This window comes from Actinoplanes auranticolor, assembly GCF_018332655.1.
Taxonomy (GTDB): domain Bacteria; phylum Actinomycetota; class Actinomycetes; order Mycobacteriales; family Micromonosporaceae; genus Actinoplanes; species Actinoplanes auranticolor.
In genome coordinates this window covers 1-15,159 of record NZ_BOQL01000055.1, presented here as the reverse complement: position 1 = coordinate 15,159, position 15,159 = coordinate 1, and the positions used below count along the sequence as shown (strand labels likewise).

Annotated in this window: 15 protein-coding genes; 1 reads left to right on the top strand and 14 read right to left on the bottom strand. The window is 70.9% G+C overall.

The window, feature by feature from the left end:
* Positions 1 to 142: 142 nt before the first annotated feature.
* From pheA to Aau02nite_RS32035, 5 genes are all read right to left on the bottom strand, one after another.
* Positions 143 to 1,099 (bottom strand): prephenate dehydratase, encoded by a 957-nt coding sequence (gene pheA, locus Aau02nite_RS32055; protein WP_212992341.1) that lies wholly within the window; start codon positions 1,097 to 1,099, stop codon positions 143 to 145.
* A gap of 30 nt (positions 1,100 to 1,129) precedes the next feature.
* Positions 1,130 to 1,756, bottom strand: coding sequence for a hypothetical protein (locus tag Aau02nite_RS32050; protein ID WP_212992340.1), 627 nt, complete (start codon positions 1,754 to 1,756; stop codon positions 1,130 to 1,132).
* A gap of 102 nt (positions 1,757 to 1,858) precedes the next feature.
* Complete coding sequence (locus Aau02nite_RS32045; protein WP_212992339.1) at positions 1,859 to 2,251, bottom strand: ACT domain-containing protein; 393 nt, start codon at positions 2,249 to 2,251, stop codon at positions 1,859 to 1,861.
* A 75-nt stretch (positions 2,252 to 2,326) separates the two neighbouring features.
* On the bottom strand, positions 2,327 to 2,812 hold the full coding sequence (locus Aau02nite_RS32040) for a hypothetical protein (protein ID WP_438841193.1): 486 nt from the start codon (positions 2,810 to 2,812) through the stop codon (positions 2,327 to 2,329).
* A gap of 170 nt (positions 2,813 to 2,982) precedes the next feature.
* Positions 2,983 to 3,717: a hypothetical protein gene (locus Aau02nite_RS32035; protein WP_212992398.1), complete on the bottom strand. Its 735-nt coding sequence runs from the start codon at positions 3,715 to 3,717 to the stop codon at positions 2,983 to 2,985.
* Positions 3,718 to 4,058: 341 nt separating this feature from the next.
* On the opposite strand from Aau02nite_RS32035, the gene Aau02nite_RS32030 reads away from it, so the two are divergent.
* A complete protein-coding gene (locus Aau02nite_RS32030; protein ID WP_212992337.1) occupies positions 4,059 to 5,261 on the top strand; it encodes an arginine deiminase in 1,203 nt (400 codons plus the stop codon).
* A gap of 6 nt (positions 5,262 to 5,267) precedes the next feature.
* On the opposite strand, the gene Aau02nite_RS32025 is transcribed toward Aau02nite_RS32030, so the two are convergent.
* The 9 genes from Aau02nite_RS32025 to Aau02nite_RS31985 form a co-directional block, all read right to left on the bottom strand.
* Positions 5,268 to 6,017 (bottom strand): glycoside hydrolase family 16 protein, encoded by a 750-nt coding sequence (locus tag Aau02nite_RS32025; protein ID WP_246595596.1) that lies wholly within the window; start codon positions 6,015 to 6,017, stop codon positions 5,268 to 5,270.
* A 6-nt stretch (positions 6,018 to 6,023) separates the two neighbouring features.
* A complete protein-coding gene (locus tag Aau02nite_RS32020) occupies positions 6,024 to 6,908 on the bottom strand; it encodes a DUF5926 family protein (protein WP_212992336.1) in 885 nt (294 codons plus the stop codon).
* A gap of 72 nt (positions 6,909 to 6,980) precedes the next feature.
* Positions 6,981 to 8,426 (bottom strand): sensor histidine kinase, encoded by a 1,446-nt coding sequence (locus tag Aau02nite_RS32015; protein ID WP_212992335.1) that lies wholly within the window; start codon positions 8,424 to 8,426, stop codon positions 6,981 to 6,983.
* 85 nt (positions 8,427 to 8,511) lie between these two features.
* Entirely contained in the window at positions 8,512 to 9,309 is a 798-nt protein-coding gene (locus Aau02nite_RS32010) for a glycerophosphodiester phosphodiesterase (protein ID WP_212992334.1), read from the bottom strand.
* Positions 9,306 to 9,641 (bottom strand): rhodanese-like domain-containing protein, encoded by a 336-nt coding sequence (locus Aau02nite_RS32005; RefSeq protein ID WP_212992333.1) that lies wholly within the window; start codon positions 9,639 to 9,641, stop codon positions 9,306 to 9,308. The genes Aau02nite_RS32010 and Aau02nite_RS32005 overlap by 4 nt, the downstream gene beginning before the upstream one ends.
* Before the next feature lie 15 nt (positions 9,642 to 9,656).
* The gene (locus Aau02nite_RS32000; protein ID WP_212992332.1) at positions 9,657 to 10,853 is read right to left on the bottom strand and encodes an LCP family protein; all 1,197 of its coding nucleotides are present in this window, start codon (positions 10,851 to 10,853) and stop codon (positions 9,657 to 9,659) included.
* Positions 10,854 to 11,017: 164 nt separating this feature from the next.
* Entirely contained in the window at positions 11,018 to 12,271 is a 1,254-nt protein-coding gene (locus Aau02nite_RS31995) for an LCP family protein (protein WP_212992331.1), read from the bottom strand.
* 110 nt (positions 12,272 to 12,381) lie between these two features.
* A complete protein-coding gene (locus Aau02nite_RS31990) occupies positions 12,382 to 13,347 on the bottom strand; it encodes an NAD-dependent epimerase/dehydratase family protein (protein WP_212992330.1) in 966 nt (321 codons plus the stop codon).
* A gap of 69 nt (positions 13,348 to 13,416) precedes the next feature.
* Positions 13,417 to 15,096, bottom strand: a complete 1,680-nt coding sequence (locus Aau02nite_RS31985) for a monocarboxylic acid transporter (protein ID WP_212992329.1) — start codon at positions 15,094 to 15,096, stop codon at positions 13,417 to 13,419.
* Between the last annotated feature and the right edge of the window lie 63 nt (positions 15,097 to 15,159).

Here is a 15,159-nt window from a genome sequence, read left to right as displayed (position 1 = left end):
TCCGCGCTCCGACGCCCCGCTCGACAGATCCGCGCGCGGCGGCCGGTCACGACCAGCGCCGGGCGCTGAGCCCGGAAACCGCGGCGTGATCTGCGTCAGCTGAGCTGGCCGGAGCGCAGGCAGGACAGCGGCGTGATCCGCCTCAGCTGGGCTCGCCGGAGCGCAGGCGGGACAGCCAGGCCGCGCTGTCCGCGAAGTCGGCGTTGGTCAGGCCCGGCTGGGACGGCGCCGGCACCTCGGCCGCCGCCTTCGACCAGCGGTGCCGGGGGTACGACCCCAGGAAGCGCACCTCCGCGCAGATCCGCCGCAGCCCCTGCAACGCCTCGCCCAGGCGCGGCTCCGCGACGTGGCCGGTGCAGTCCAGGAAGAAGACGTAGACGCCGAGTTGTTCGCCGGTCGGGCGGGACTCGATGCGGGACAGGTTGATGCCGCGGACCGCCAGCTCGGTCAGCACCGACAGCAGAGCTCCGACGCGGTCGCGTTCGATCATCACCGCCAGGGAGGTCACGTCGTCGCCGGTCGGCGGGGCCGGGCGGCCCGGGCGGGTCAGCAGGGCGAAGCGGGTGACGGCGTCCGCGTGGTCCGAGATCTTGTCGGCCAGCACCGTCAGGTCGTTGCGGGGCACGCCGATCGGGGCGCAGATCGCCGCGTCGTGCTCGCCGGTCGCCGCGCTGATCGCCGCCGCCGCGTTCGAGAGCACGTCGACCACCACCGCGTCGGGCAGGTGGGTGCTCAGCCAGGTGCGGCACTGGGCGGACGCCTGCGGGTGCGCGGCCACCGACCGGATCTCGTGCAGACCGATGGGCTGTCGGGCGCCCAGCACGAACTCCACCGGCAGCACCACCTCGCGGGTGATGACCAGCGGCGCGCCGGTGCCGAGCTCGTCCAGGGTGACCGGCACGGCACCACCGACGGAATTCTCCAGCGGCACCAGCGCGGCGTCGGCCTCACCGGCGCGGACCGCCTCCAGCGCCTCGGGGACGCTGCGGGCGGGCGTACGGATCCCGTGCTCGGCGGCGGGGATGGTCCGCAGCGCCTGCTCGGTGAAGGTGCCCTCGGGGCCGAGGTAGACGAAGCGGGTGGGCGGGTTTCCCGGCATGTGAGCGAGCCTAGCGGCAACCGGCGCCGGTCAGGCTCCGCAGGCCCGGACCCGGATGCCGGCCGGCGCCTTGGTCTGCACCTCGACGCTGCAGACGTCCGTCCCCGCCTCGATCACCTTGAGGGCGGTGGGCGTGCCCGTGGTGACCACGAAGAGCTGCTCGGCCTTCTTCGGGTCCTCGCCGGCGATCTGCACCCGGGCGAACTGCCACGACCCCGAGCAGAACGGCCCGTCGGCGACGGCCAGCTTCCGGTCCGGGATCCCCGGCAAGCCCTTGAGGACGGCGACCACCTGCGCCGGTGTCGGTCCGCTGCGGCACTTGGCGGCGGGTGACGTCGTGGGGGTGGGCGCAGCGGTCGTCGTGGTGGTCCGCGGCGGTGTCGTGGTGACCAGCGGGAGGGTCGCGGGCGGCACGTACGTCGCGGGCGGCGCGTACGGCAGGGTCGGCACACTGCCCGGTGGGAGCCCGCCGGTGGGCAGCGGGACGGGCGCGGTGATGCCGCTGGGCAGCGGATAGGCCGGACCCGCGGAGACACCGGCACTGCCCGGCACGTCCGGCGGTGCGGTGAGCGGTGGAGCCGGTGGCTCCCCGCACGCGGCGAGCAGCGTCACGAGCCCGGCGAGTGCCAGGAATCGGCGACAGACGATGCGCAGCACGGGCCCATGGTAGGTGCTCCGGCCGGGGACCGCCTCCCTCAGACGGGCACGGGCCTCAGGCGGTCGCGGGCCGGGCGGTCACCGACCAGGCGGTCGCGGGCCTCAGGCGGACGCGAGCCGGTGGCCGGCGGCGGTCAGCGTGTCGACCGCCTCGGTGAGCCGCACCTGGGGGATCAGCAGATAGTCCGTGTCGTACGTCGAGAAGGCGACGATGTTGACCCGGGCCGCGGCCAGCGGGCTGATCAGCGAGGCCAGCACTCCGGTGAGCGCCAGGTCCAGCGGGCCGACGACACGCAGACAGCGCCACGCGGCCTCGACCACGGCGCCCTCGGGCACCCGGTCGGCCGGGCAGATCACCGACAGCTCGTCGGGCGCCCAGGTCACCGAGATGACGCTCTTGTCGTCCGGACCGCTGCTCAGGGAGGCCGGCAGGGCTGAACCGGCCGGCAGCCGGCACACCGCGTACTCCGCTGGTAGCAGATCTAGATCGAGCATGAGGGGAACACTACGGTCCGGACCCCCACGATCCCAATGGGTAGCCGGTGCGTTGATCGCCACACGATCGGGTGACTAGTAGCGGATCGCCGAGAAGAAGGTCAGGGATGCGGCCACCCGGCCGCCCTCCGACAGCGGGCTCGCGATCGCGTCGACCGTGAGGTGACTGTCCTCGCCGCTGGGCTGGACCCGCATGAGGCCGCGGGCCAGCCGCTCGCTGGTCAGGGCGAGCAGGGGCGGGATCTTCTCGATCTCCTGCTCGGTGAGGTCGCCCCCGCCGGCCGTGAAGTCGATCAGGCGCAGTGAGCCCTCGCCGCCGAGCAGTGGCTGCCCGACCGCGTCCAGGCCCTTGCCCAGCCCGAGAAGCTCGCTCGCCGACGGCGACACGGCCACGATCCGGAAGGCCGTGTCGATGACCAGACAGGGCTCGACGGCCTGCCAGACGGTCGCCGCCCAGCGGTCGACGCCGGAGACGAACTCGGACTCGGCCGGCGTACGCGCCTGCGGCACAAACGCTCCCGAGAGTGAGAGCTCGACGTGCGCCACCCGCACCTCCCTCATCATCCGTGCCGTCCCGGCCCGGTGTGGCCCGGCTCTGCGTTAGGCCGGACCCGGCGTGACCTGACTCCGGCCGGACCGCCGGCGTCCGAAGCTTAGCCTCGGCTCCTCGGGTGTCCGGCCGGCGTCGCTCACGTCAACCTTCGACGGCAAGCGGTGCTCTGCAGGGAACGTTACCGGCGGGTCGCCCGCTTGTCAGCGGCCGTTTGGCCGCTTGGCAGCCACCGGTAGTCGCCGTTCGGCCGATAAGGCGCGTTTGCCCAGGTGGCCGGGTGTTGTGCCACCGCTGAGAGTTTGCTGGCGGTGGCGGGTGAGATCCGCGCGCCACCGGCGATCAGCAGCCGGTCGAGCTCCTTGTGGGTGGCCACGAGGCAGTCCTTGGGCAGGCCGTGCACGCTGATCACCCCGGAGCCGACGAACGCCAGCACGGGGGTGACGGGCACACTCAGCCCGACGGCGGAGCTCATGGCCCGGCCGGCGCGCTTGGCGTCACGGCGAGCCTCGGCGACGTACGCCGGGCGCTTGCCGTTGATCTGGACGACGTCCCCGGCGATCAGCACTCGGGCGCGGCCGTGGTCGGCGACGGTGACGGCGTAGACGCCGCCCGGGCCGATCGCGAGGAATCCGGCGCGGTCGTCGGTGGGGTCGCTCTCGTAGCCCAGCGAGTCGGTGCGGGGCCAGTCGACGATGTGCCAGGCGGGTCCGAGCCGGTCGAGGCGGGTCAGTGCGCGGGCACCGGCTGCCTCGAGGCGGCGGGCGTCGCGCTCAGCGCGGCGACGGCGGGCCCACTCGACGGGACTCTGGCGAGGCTCGAGCGCCGCGGGCGGTGCGGTGCGTCGAGGATCGATGGCGGGTGGATAGTTGCGAGACGGCACGGGCAGGGCGGGACGTGCGGGGAAGACAGTCACTGCGACCTCCGGCAAAAGGTCCATCGGGCTCTCTTTCCACTACGGTAAGTGTTGGACCCGGTACTCAAGCAAGTCATCGGACCGGAAAGAAAGCGGAATGAGTGGGGATGAATGCCGCATTCACGCACAAGTACTTTTTCCGTATGGTGCATCACACGACCTAGGGCTCCCCGAGAATCCGAAACGTCCCCGACAAGTTAGCCTCACCTACCTTGATCGCGCAGCGTTGTCGAAGATTTCTGCGCGCTAAGTCACAGCATGGCTCCGCGGCGTACGGCTCGCCACTGATCATGCTCGCCGGTGGGCGCGCCCCGGAGCCCGTCAGCCCCTAGGCTCGGAGCGTGGCCCACTACGTCGACAGCGAAGTGAGCCGGCTAGCCACGGTCATGCTGCACCGGCCGGGCGCCGAGCTCGCGAGACTGACCCCGCGCAACAACGACTCCCTGCTCTTCGACGGCATCCCGTGGGTCGGCCGGGCCCAGGAGGAGCACGACGCGTTCGCCGCGGCCCTGCGCGACCGCGGCGTCGAGGTCCTCTACCTGGGTGAGCTGCTCGAGGAGACCCTCGCGGTGACGGCGGCGCGGGACGCCCTGACCGAGAGCGTGCTGAACACACCCCGCCTGGGTGACACCCTGCGCGAACGGGTGGCGGCCCACCTGGCCGACCTCGCCCCCCGCGAGCTGGCCCAGGTGCTGATGGCGGGGCTGGCGCACGAGGAGGTCAAGCCGGGCCCCGGGCGGTCGGGTGGCCTGGTCTACCAGCTCATGGACCGGCTGGACTTCGTCATCGACCCGCTGCCCAACCTGCTGTTCACCCGCGACTCGTCGGTCTGGGTGCGCGACCGGGTCGCGGTGACCAGCCTGGCCATGCCGGCCCGCAACCGCGAGACCACGCTGACCCGGGCCATCTACACCCACCATCCGCGGTTCGCCGGCACCGAGCTGCTCTACCAGCCGGGCCTGGAGCACGTGGAGGGCGGCGACGTGCTGCTGCTGGCCCCCGACGTGCTGGCCATCGGCGTCGGCGAGCGCACCACCCCGGCCGGGGCCGAGCGGCTGGCCCGCCGGGTGTTCGCCGCCGGGCTGGCCCACACGATCCTGGCCGTGCCGATCGCCCAGGAACGCGCGACCATGCACCTCGACACCGTCTGCACGATGGTCGACGTCGACGCAGTGGTGATGTATCCCAACATCGCGGACACCCTGCGGGCGTACCCGGTGACCGCGGGCTTCGACGGTGAGCCGGTGGTCGGCCCGTCGCGGCCGTTCCTGGACGCCGCCGCCGAGGCGATGGGCATCGACCGGCTCCGGATCATCGACACCGGGCTGGACCCGGTCACCGCCGAACGCGAGCAGTGGGACGACGGCAACAACACGCTGGCCATCGCACCCCGGCTCTGCGTGGCGTACGAGCGCAACGTCGAGACCAACGCCCAGCTGGAGCGGGCGGGCATCGAGGTGATCGCGATCAGCGGCTCGGAGCTCGGGTCGGGCCGCGGCGGCCCGCGCTGCATGAGCTGCCCGATCGAGCGCACCCCGGGCTGAGACCGCTCAGCTGCCCAGCACGTGCGAGACGATCATCTCGGGCACCGGCCCGTCGTCCTCGCCGGTGGCCTTGTCCGGGAAGTCGAAGACGGCCAGCATGACCTGGACCGGGTAGCCCGGCGACTGGCCGATCGTGCGCACCGGCGTGCCGTCCACACTGAACACCAGCGATCCGGGCTGCCAGTCGACCGCGTACGTGTGGAAGTCGCCGACGTCGATGGCCAGCGGCGCGGTAGACCACTCCTCGGTCAGCGCCGGGTCGCGGAACTTGTGCAGGCCGATACCGACGTCGGCGGAGCCCGGACGGACCGCGTCACCGAAGATCTCCATCACGCAGATCTCGCCGGAGCGCTGCGGCTCGTCCTCGATGCCGGAGAGCCAGCAGGCCATCATGGACCGCGGCGACAGCACGCCGCGGGCCCGTACCTCGAAGTGGCCGTAGAGCGGGGTGTAGCCCCAGAACTCCGGCTCCTCGGTGGCGACCAACAGGTCGTCGCGGAACGGCTGGCCACCGACAGAGCTGCCCACCGGGCCGGAGAAGCTCGCGCTCTGGATGCCGGAGACGCGCAGCGGCCCGTCGTGCAGGCCCTCGCACCACAGGCCCTGCTCGGGCGGGATGCTCAGCCGCAGCTCGCCGCCGGCGACCGTGTAGGTGGCCGCCGACGACTCGCGCGAACTCCAGTGCGGCAGGTAGTGCGGCAACCACACCGACCGGTCCAGCGAGTCGCCGGCGAACCGCTCCTCCAGCATCGCCATGCCCCCTCAGCGCAACGTGAGTTGCCTGCTCACCAGGCCCTGCTTGGCGCGGCGGGCGGCGGCGTCCAGCGGGGCGGTCTCGGCCAGGATGTCGGTGTAGCGCTTGGCGAAGTCGGCCAGCGGGGCCTCCCAGTCGCCGGCCTCCGGCTCACCCGGCACGTCCCAGACCGGGACCAGCAGCCCGTGGGCCCGGAACATCCCGGCGAACTTGGTGTTCTCGCCGAGCAGCAGGTCGCCGCTCGCGGAGAGACGGGCCAGGGCGTCCAGTGCCGGGTCCTCCTCCTGCGGCAGCACCCAGCGCACGTGCGACTTGTCGGGCTGCACCCGGCACCAGTACGCGGCCGGCACCCCCAGCCGCACAGTCGGGTAGATCGAGGCGTTCGCCCGCTCCAGCGACGCCTTCACGTTCGGGTCCTCGGCCTGCTCGGCGTCGAGCCAGTACTCGAAGCCGTCGTGCATCGTGATCTCGAGCGGGCCGTCCACGAGGATGTCCTGCAGGCGCGGGCCCTCACCGGGCAGCGCCGGCACGGCGACGGTGTCACCCGGGTCGGTCTGCAGGGCGCACAGGATCGCCACAGCGATGTCGCGGGACACATCCCCGGACTGGACGTGCCGCTGCAGCCCGACGAAGACCCGGCCGTCCTGACGGGTCATCGCCGGCCAGGCCATCGGGAGCACCGTCGAGAGCGTGACCGGGCGGTCCCCGTACTCGGAGATGATCTCGGGTTTCAGGGTCAGCGGCGCGGAAGCGGCCGGGACCAGCTCGCGCAGCGCGATCCACTCCGGCTCGTCGGCCAGGCCTTCGAACGGCCGGGCGACGAAGATGTCACGCACCTTCTGGCGCTTGGGGGCCGCGTTGGCGGCGGCGCGGGGGTTTCGACGCTTGCTCACGGCGAACCAGCCTAGGCGGTGGCCGGGTGATCCGGGCACCCCGGGCCGTCCGCGTCGAAAAGGATCACCGGGTCAGGCCCGCGGGAGCCGGACCTCCGCGACCGTGCCGCCGCCCTCGCGCGGGCGCAGCGAGACCCAGCCGTGCTGCCGCTCCACGATGCGCCGGACCAGGTAGAGGCCCAGCCCGGCCCCCGGGTTGCGGCCGCGGTCGTGGGAGTCGCCCTGCCAGTAGCGTTCGAACGCCCGCTCGACGTGCTCGGGCTTGACGCCGAGGCCGCGGTCCGCGACCCGGAAGGTCACCGTGGTCTCGTCGGCCTCCGCGCTCACCTCGACCTCGGTGTCGCCGGCCGAATACTTGTCCGCGTTGGTGGCGAGCTCGGTGAGGATCGTGGCCAGCGAGTCGCGGTCGCCGAACGCCTTCGGCAGCTCGCCCGGCAGCCGGTCGAGCACCAGCCGGCGGCGCAGGTCCACCGGGAGCTGCCCGGCCGCGTGGCGCAGACCGTCGACGAGGTCGAACGGGCCGGGCGGGTGGACCCCGACCTCACCGTCGTCGCTGGTGGCCGAGAGCAGCCGGTCGACGAGCCGGGCCAGCTCACCCGCGCGGGCGCCGATCACCCGGACGGCCTCCTGGCGGCCGTCCTCGCCGAGGGTCTCCCAGTGGTTGGTGAGCGTGTCGGCGTACCCCTTGATCACGGTGACCGGGGTGCGCAGCTCGTGGCTGGTGACGGCGACGAACAGGTCGCGGTCCTCGTGCCGGCGGTCCTGGTCGGTGGAGTCCCGGAACGTGACGACCCGCATCGCCGCCGTGTTGGGCAGGTCGCCGGCGGTGACCTTGAGCAGCCGGCCGGACGGCAGCCGGTGGACCAGCACCTGACCGGGCGGCGGGACCGGGAACTGCAGCGGGCGGCCGAGCATCTCGCCGACCGTACGCCCGGTGAGCTGCTCGGCGGCCGGATTCCAGAGTTGCACGATGCCGTCGCGGTCGATGACGGTCAGCCCGTCGGAGAGGGCGGCCACCACCGGGCCGTCGCCGTGCACCGGCAGGCCGGCCTGGTCGCCGTACATGTGGCCGACGTTGGTGGCGAGCAGGTCCAGCACGTCGTGGTGCTCCGGGCCCGGCTCGTCGTGCTCCTCGCCGTAGTAGACGAACAGGGAGCCGACGACCAGGCCACCGATCTCGCACCGGGCGCCCAGCACCCGGTGGCGTTCGCCGCCGTCGATCTGGGCGGCCGTCTCGTCGTCGAGCGGGACGAGCTGCGTGCGGCTGCCGGTGGTCAGCCGGGCGTCCGCCCGGTCGACGCGGCGGCCCAGCGCGCGGGCGCAGATGCCGCTGGCGGCGATGATCCGGCCGTGTCCGGGGCTGTACTCGGCGAAGCCGGCGCCGAGCCCGCCCAGCACGTCCTGGGCGAGGCAGACGAGCTGGTTGAGCACAGCCAGGCCGGCCTCGCCGGCGTTGATCCGCCGCAGGAGTGCGGTCTGCCCTCGCGTCAGCGCGGCGTAGTCGGGACGATCCGGCATGTCTGCGAGTCTGCCTCGCTTACGCGCTTTTGGGCAGAGCGGTTGGTGTGGATCTTGCCGATAACCGGGTCAAGAGTGTCCGGGGTCACACGGGCGGTACCTTCTCGAGGCGGTCGAGCACGAATTTCGGGCGGTCGCTGATGATCCCGTCGGGGCGCTGGGCGAGAACCAGATCAAGATCCGGTTCTTCGTTGACCGTCCAGACGTAGGTCTGGTGGCCGGCGGCGCGCAGCGCGGAGACAACCTGGGGCCGGGAGCGGACCAGGGCGATCCCGGGACCGGCGATCCGGGATCCGAAGGGCAGGTGGCCGCGGGCGACACCGGGCGGCACGATTCTCATCAGGTACACCGTCGGGACAGCGGGGGCGAGCCGGCGGATCCGGCGCAGCGCCAGGGCTGCGAACGACATGACGGTCACCCGGACGGGGTCGTCCGGCTCCGGCTCCGCCAGGCCGTACCGGCGGAGGAGCTCGACCAGGCGGCGCTCGACCTCGGCTCCGTACCGTGACGGGTGTTTGGTCTCGACCAGCAGACGCACCGGCCGGCCGCGGTCACGCAGAGCACCCAGCAGACGTTCCAGCGTGAGCAACCGCACGTGCTCGGCCAGGAGCTCCTCGGCCGCCGCCGCCGGGTGCCAGGAGGCGAAGTCGAGGGCGTCCAGCTCGGCCAGCGTCTTTCCGCTGACCAGCCCGGTGCCGTTGCTGGTCCGGTCGAGCCGCCGGTCGTGCACGCACACCAGGCCGCCGTCGCGGGTCAGCCGGACGTCGCACTCCACGCCGTCGGCGCCGTCGTCGAGGGCCCGCAGGTAAGCCGCGAGAGTGTGCTCGGGCAGCGCGTCGGCTCCGCCACGATGGGCGAAGACCAGGGGCCGGGCTGTTGTCACAGGACTCGGGGTGGCTGCCCGTTCTCGCTGACGACATCGCGGCCGTCGCCGGCCCAAGCCTGCATGCCGCCGTCGAGATTACGGACGTTGTCCCATCCGTTGCCCATCAGGTACGACACCACCTGGCCGGAGCGACCGCCGGAGCGGCACACCACCACGACCTCGGTGTCCTGCGGGATCTCGGCGATGCGTGCCGGGACCTCCATCATCGGCAGGTGGTGGGCGCCGGGCGCGTGGCCCGCCGTCCACTCGTCGGGCTCCCGCACGTCGAGCAGGTAGGCAGTGGCCTGCACCTGAATGGGCGTCACGCTGGGTACCTGAGGTCCGAACACCCGTCCAGCGTAGAACTACTTCTCCTGGGCCACGACGTCCGGGTTGCCGATGATGAAGTCGGCCAGCCGGTCCTGCCTGACCGCCCGGTACATCTCCATCGTCTTGGGAGTGATCGACTCCCGGCCCTTGCCGTTGCCGGCGAACGAGCCGTTGTTGCTGCGCAGCAGCACCAGGTCGTTGGCGGCCACACCCTTGAGGGTGAAGATGAAGTCGGCGACCGGCACGCCGCCGGTGTCCAGCACGAAAGCCTTGCCGGCGGCCTTCATCAGCCCGCTGACTTTCACCGGATTGGTGAGTACGCCACTACCGCTGGCCTTCTTGGCCATGGCCTTGATCAGCTGCTGCTGGTGGCGCTGGCGGTCGTAGTCACCGTTCTTGAGGCCGTAGCGCTGCCGGGCGTAGTCCAGGGCCTCCCAGCCCTCCATGTCCTGGCAGCCCTTCTCGTGCCAGATCGGCGTCTGGGACTTGCCGGACTTGCGGGCCTCGGCCAGATACATCGGCCGGCCGTCCACCTTGACCATGTGGTGCGACTTGACCCGCTGGTCCACGCACATCTTCACGCCCTTGAGCGCGTCGATGACGCCCTTGAAGCCGTTGAAGTCGATGATGGCCGCGCCGTCGAAGCTGATGCCCGTCGTGTTCTTCAGCGTCTGGGCCATGAGCTGCGCGCCGCCGGCCCAGCCGCCGCCGTTCTGGGCGCCGTGGAAGAACGCCTCGGTGGCCTTCGCGGTGCCGCCCGGATACTTGCTCTTGGCGAACGCGGGGACCTGCACCTCGGTGTCGCGCGGGACCGAGACGAGGTACGCCTGGTCGTGGCTGGCCGGGATGTGCAGGATGATGATCGTGTCGGCGTGCAGGTCGTCGACGGCCCAGCGCTTGCGCGCGTCCACGCCCATCAGCAGCAGGTCGATCGGGCCCTTGAGGCTGTTGCCGCCCTCGGCCGCCGACTTCTTGGTGTCGCCCAGCAGGTTGTCCTGGGTGACCGCGCTGGTGGCGCTGCTGACCACCCACTTGGTGCCGACGATGCCGGCGCCGCTGGCCATCATCAGGACCGCGCCGAAGACCAGGGTCGCCTTCGCCCAGACCGGATCCTTCTTGCCCTTGCCGGCCTTCCGGCCGCCCTTGGGCGGGCCGGCCGGGGCGGTGTGCTTTGGGGCCGTGACGGCGTCCCGATCCAGCGACGAAGCACGTCGGGGGGTCTGGACGGTCATGCGCTCTCCAAGCGGGTCGGGATCCGGGCGGACATCACTGTACGTTCAACTTCGATCTCTTGCGAGGCCTTGTGCGTTTCAGATAGATGACACGCAGCGTTAAACAAACGGCGCGGGCCGGCGGTGACCGCCGACCCGCGCCGTTTGCCCGGATTGGTGCCGGATCAGCCGTTGGCCCGGCTCGACGGCGTCTTGGTCGAGGTCATCCACTCATCCATCTTGTCGGCAGCCATCGCCTTGTATAAAGCGAGAGCCTTCTCCCGATCGGAGACGACGACGCTCTGTCCGGAGATGGTCTGACTGCCCAGGTTGGGGCTCGTGATGAAGGTGAGGTTCTCGCCGCGCAGGCTGCGGAACTGCAGGGCCATGTCGGTCAGCGAGAAGTCCTGGTCGGCGGTGATCGCGCTGGTGGTCGCCTTGAGGAAGTCGTTGAGCTTGCCGGGGTTGCTCAGCGTGCCGGTGCTGGCCGCCTTGTCCATCAGCGCCTTCAGGAAATCCTGCTGGTGCTGCATGCGGGCGAAGTCGCCGCGGGCGAACTGCTTGCGCTGACGGATCCAGTCGAGCGCCTCGGCACCGTTCATGTGCATGGTGCCCTTCTTGAACTTGCGGTAGGGCTTGTGGATCGAGGTGATGCTCTGCTCGACCTTCAGGTCCACGCCGCCGAGGGCGTCGGTGACCTCCTTGAAGCCGCCGAAGTCGATGGCCAGCACGTGGTCGAGGTGCACGTCGGTCATGCACTCCACGGTGCGTACGGCCCGCGGCAGGCCACCGAAGGCGAACGCCGCATTGATCTTGGCGCGGCTGCCGCTGCTGCACTCCGCCGAGTTGCCCGAGGGGATCTGCACCCACAGGTCCCGGGGGATCGACACCAGCTGGGCGGACTTGTGGTCGGCCGGGATGTGCATGACGATCAGCGTGTCCGCACGCCACTGGTTGGTGTCGTCCTTGCTCGCGTCCGGGTCCCGCGAGTCGCTGCCGACCAGCAGGATGTTGAGCGCGCCGTCGACCGTCTTGGCCGGGCGTCCCTTGGTGATGTCCTCGAAGGCGTTGGTGCGCTTGAGGTCGTCGTTGAGGCCGTCGGCGTAGCCGTAGAGCGAGACGCCGGCGATCAGCGCGCCGACCACCAGCACGGCGGCCGCCACGGCGGCGATCCGGCCCCAGCGCGGCTTGCGCTTGCCCTTGTACGGCCGGCCCGGGCGGTCGCCCCCACCGGGGCCGCGCGGCGGACCGACCGGCCCGCGCGGAGTGCCGGCCGAGCCGCGCGGCGGCCAGTCGTCGTAACCACGGGGAGCGCCGGCGCGCCCCTGCACGGGCCCGCCGGCGGCGCGGCCCGAGCCGGGCACCGAGGCCCGGCTCATCGAGCCCGGCACGGAAGCCCGGCCGGAGGAGCTACCCCAAGGGGACGTGGTCGCAGACATGACTTCAGGTTACGTACCCGGAAGCGGGCATAGCGTGCATCGACACTGGCGCGGCACGAAGGTAGGAGACAATTACTGTTCGTAAAACGTTCACTACCGTGGCGAAATGCTCAGCCCTTGAAGAAGTCGATCGTGCGGCGCAGGCCCTCCTCGGGCCCCACCTGCGGCTCGTAGCCGAGCAGGGTGCGCGCGAGGGTCAGGTCCGGGCGGCGCTTCTCCGGGTCGTCGGCCATCCGCTCGACCAGATCGATCTTCGAGTCGCTGCCGCACAGCCGGACGATCAGCTCGGCCAGCTCGAGCATGGTCAGCTCGTGCTCGGTGCCGCAGTTGATCGGGCCGGTCGCGTCCGAGTCGAGCAGCAGCAGGATGCCGCGGACCAGATCGTCGACGTAGGTGATCGACCGGGTCTGGGTGCCGGTGCCGTGCACGGTGATCGGGGCACCGCGCAGTGCCTGGCTGATGAAGGTGGGGATGGCCCGGCCGTCGTCGGGACGCATCCGCGGGCCGTACGTGTTGAAGATGCGCACGATCGCGGTGGAGAGATGGTGGAACCGGTGGTAGCCCATCGTGGCCGCCTCGGCGAACCGCTTGGACTCGTCGTAGACCGAGCGCACGCCGATCGGGTTGACGTTGCCCCAGTACGTCTCCGGCTGCGGGTGCACCAGCGGGTCGCCGTACGCCTCCGAGGTCGACGCCATCAGGAAGCGCGCCGCGTCCGCGACCGCCCGGTCCAGCAGGGCCAGCGTGCCGACCGAACCGACCTTGAGGATCTCCAGGGGCAGCTTGGCGAAGTCGGTGGGGCTGGCCGGGGAGGCCATGTGCATGATCGCGTCGAACCGTTCCAGCATCGCCGGGTGCGTGGGCAGGCCCTCGGTGATGTCGGCCTCGATCAGCGTGAAGCGCGGCTCGCCGGCCAGGTGGGCCACGTTCTCCTTGGCGCCGGTGATGAAGTTGTCGATCGCCACGACGGTGCAGCCCCGGTCCAGCAGGGCGTCGACGACGTGGGACGGCACGAAGCCGGCGCCGCCGCTGACGAGGATCCGATGGCCTGCGCCGTACCGCTGTTGCACTGACATGGACGACACTCTAAGCGACCGGGGCCGACGCGCATTTCGCACGTCGGCCCCGGACCTCATGACCTGTTGCTAGTGAGCGCCGAAGCCGGTCAGCGACCGCACCTCGAGCTCGGCGAACTTGTCCTCGTCCGTCTCCTTCGAGATGACCGTGCCGATCCAGCCGCAGAGGAAGCCGATCGGGATCGAGATGATGCCCGGGTTGCTCAGCGGGAAGAAGTGCCAGTCACTGTCCGGGAACATCGCCGTCGCCGAGCCGGACACCACGGGCGAGAAGAACACCAGGACCACCGCGGAGATCAGACCGCCGTAGATCGCCCACAGCGCCCCGGAAGTGTTGAACCGCTTCCAGAACAGGCTGTAGAGGATCGCCGGCAGGTTGCCCGAGGCGGCCACGGCGAACGCGAGCGCCACCAGGAACGCCACGTTCAGGCTCTGCGCGAAGATCGACAGCACGATGGAGATCGCACCGATGACGAACGCCGCGATCCGCGCGACGCGCACCTCGTCGCGCTCCGACGCCTGGCCGCGTTTCATGACGCTGGCGTAGAAGTCGTGCGCGACGCTCGACGACGACGCCAGGGTCAGGCCGGCGACCACCGCGAGGATGGTGGCGAAGGCGACCGCGGCGATGACCGCGAGCATGACCGCGCCGCCCGTGTCACCGCCGAAGTAGTCGATGCCCAGGGCCTGCGCCAGCTGCGGGGCTGCGGTATTGCCCGCCTTGTCCTGGGCAGTGATCGCCGAGCCGCCCACCAGGGCCGCCGCGCCGAAGCCCAGGGCCAGGGTGAACAGGTAGAACGTGCCGATGATGCCGATCGCCCAGAGCACGCTCTTGCGGGCGATCTTGCTGGTCGGCACCGTGTAGAACCGGATCAGGATGTGCGGCAGGCCCGCCGTGCCGAGCACCAGGGCGATGCCGAGCGAGAGCAGATCCATCTTGCTGTAGAAGGTCTTCGCCGCATCACCGGCGGTCTCCACGCCGTACCGCAGACCGGGTTCCAGGAAGGCCGAACCCTTGCCGGACTGTTCGGCGGCGTCACCGAGCAGCGACGACAGGTTGAACTTGTAGGTCGCCAGCACCAGAAGGGTCATCAGCAGGGCGCCGGTCATCAGCAGGAACGCCTTGACGATCTGCACGTAGGTGGTGCCCTTCATGCCACCGACCACGACGTACACGATCATCAGCGCGCCGACCATGATGATGGTGGCGATCTTGGCAGTGTCGGCGTCCATGCCCAGGAACGTGGTGCCCGGCCTGATTCCGAGCAGCAGGCTGACCAGCGCGCCCGCGCCGACCATCTGGGCGATCAGATAGAAGATCGAGACCACGATGGTGGAGACGGACGCCGCGGTGCGCACCGGGCGCTGCCGCATCCGGAACGCGAGCACGTCGGCCATCGTGTACCGGCCCGAGTTGCGCAGGAACTCCGCGACCAGCAGCAGCGCGACGAGCCAGGCGACCAGGAAGCCGATCGAGTACAGGAAGCCGTCGTAGCCGTACAGGGCGATCAGGCCGGCGATGCCCAGGAACGAGGCCGCCGACATGTAGTCGCCGCCGATCGCCATGCCGTTCTGGAAGCCGGAGAACGACCGGCCGCCGGCGTAGAAGTCGGTCGCCGTCTTGGTCTGCCGGCTCGCCCAGATCGTGATCCCCAGGGTGATCGCGACGAAGACGAGGAACAAGGTGATGGTCAGGCCACGGCTGGACGCGGTGTCAGCCTCGGCGGCGAGGTAGAAGTGCGGTTCCATTACTTTTCCACCTCCGGGTCCGTCTCGGTGGCAACGTCCTTCGGGGCAGCGGGGGCAGCGGGG

Bases quoted from the DNA above. Each gene is read 5' to 3' on its own strand.
- Aau02nite_RS31985 (WP_212992329.1), bottom strand. From the start codon at position 15,096: ATGGAACCGCACTTCTACCTCGCCGCCGAGGCTGACACCGCGTCCAGC.
- Aau02nite_RS32040 (WP_438841193.1), bottom strand. From the start codon at position 2,812: ATGAGGGAGGTGCGGGTGGCGCACGTCGAGCTCTCACTCTCGGGAGCG.
- Aau02nite_RS32015 (WP_212992335.1), bottom strand. From the start codon at position 8,426: ATGCCGGATCGTCCCGACTACGCCGCGCTGACGCGAGGGCAGACCGCA.
- Aau02nite_RS32045 (WP_212992339.1), bottom strand. From the start codon at position 2,251: ATGCTCGATCTAGATCTGCTACCAGCGGAGTACGCGGTGTGCCGGCTG.
- Aau02nite_RS31995 (WP_212992331.1), bottom strand. From the start codon at position 12,271: ATGTCTGCGACCACGTCCCCTTGGGGTAGCTCCTCCGGCCGGGCTTCC.
- Aau02nite_RS32000 (WP_212992332.1), bottom strand. From the start codon at position 10,853: ATGACCGTCCAGACCCCCCGACGTGCTTCGTCGCTGGATCGGGACGCC.
- pheA (WP_212992341.1), bottom strand. From the start codon at position 1,099: ATGCCGGGAAACCCGCCCACCCGCTTCGTCTACCTCGGCCCCGAGGGC.
- Aau02nite_RS31990 (WP_212992330.1), bottom strand. From the start codon at position 13,347: ATGTCAGTGCAACAGCGGTACGGCGCAGGCCATCGGATCCTCGTCAGC.
- Aau02nite_RS32025 (WP_246595596.1), bottom strand. From the start codon at position 6,017: ATGGCGATGCTGGAGGAGCGGTTCGCCGGCGACTCGCTGGACCGGTCG.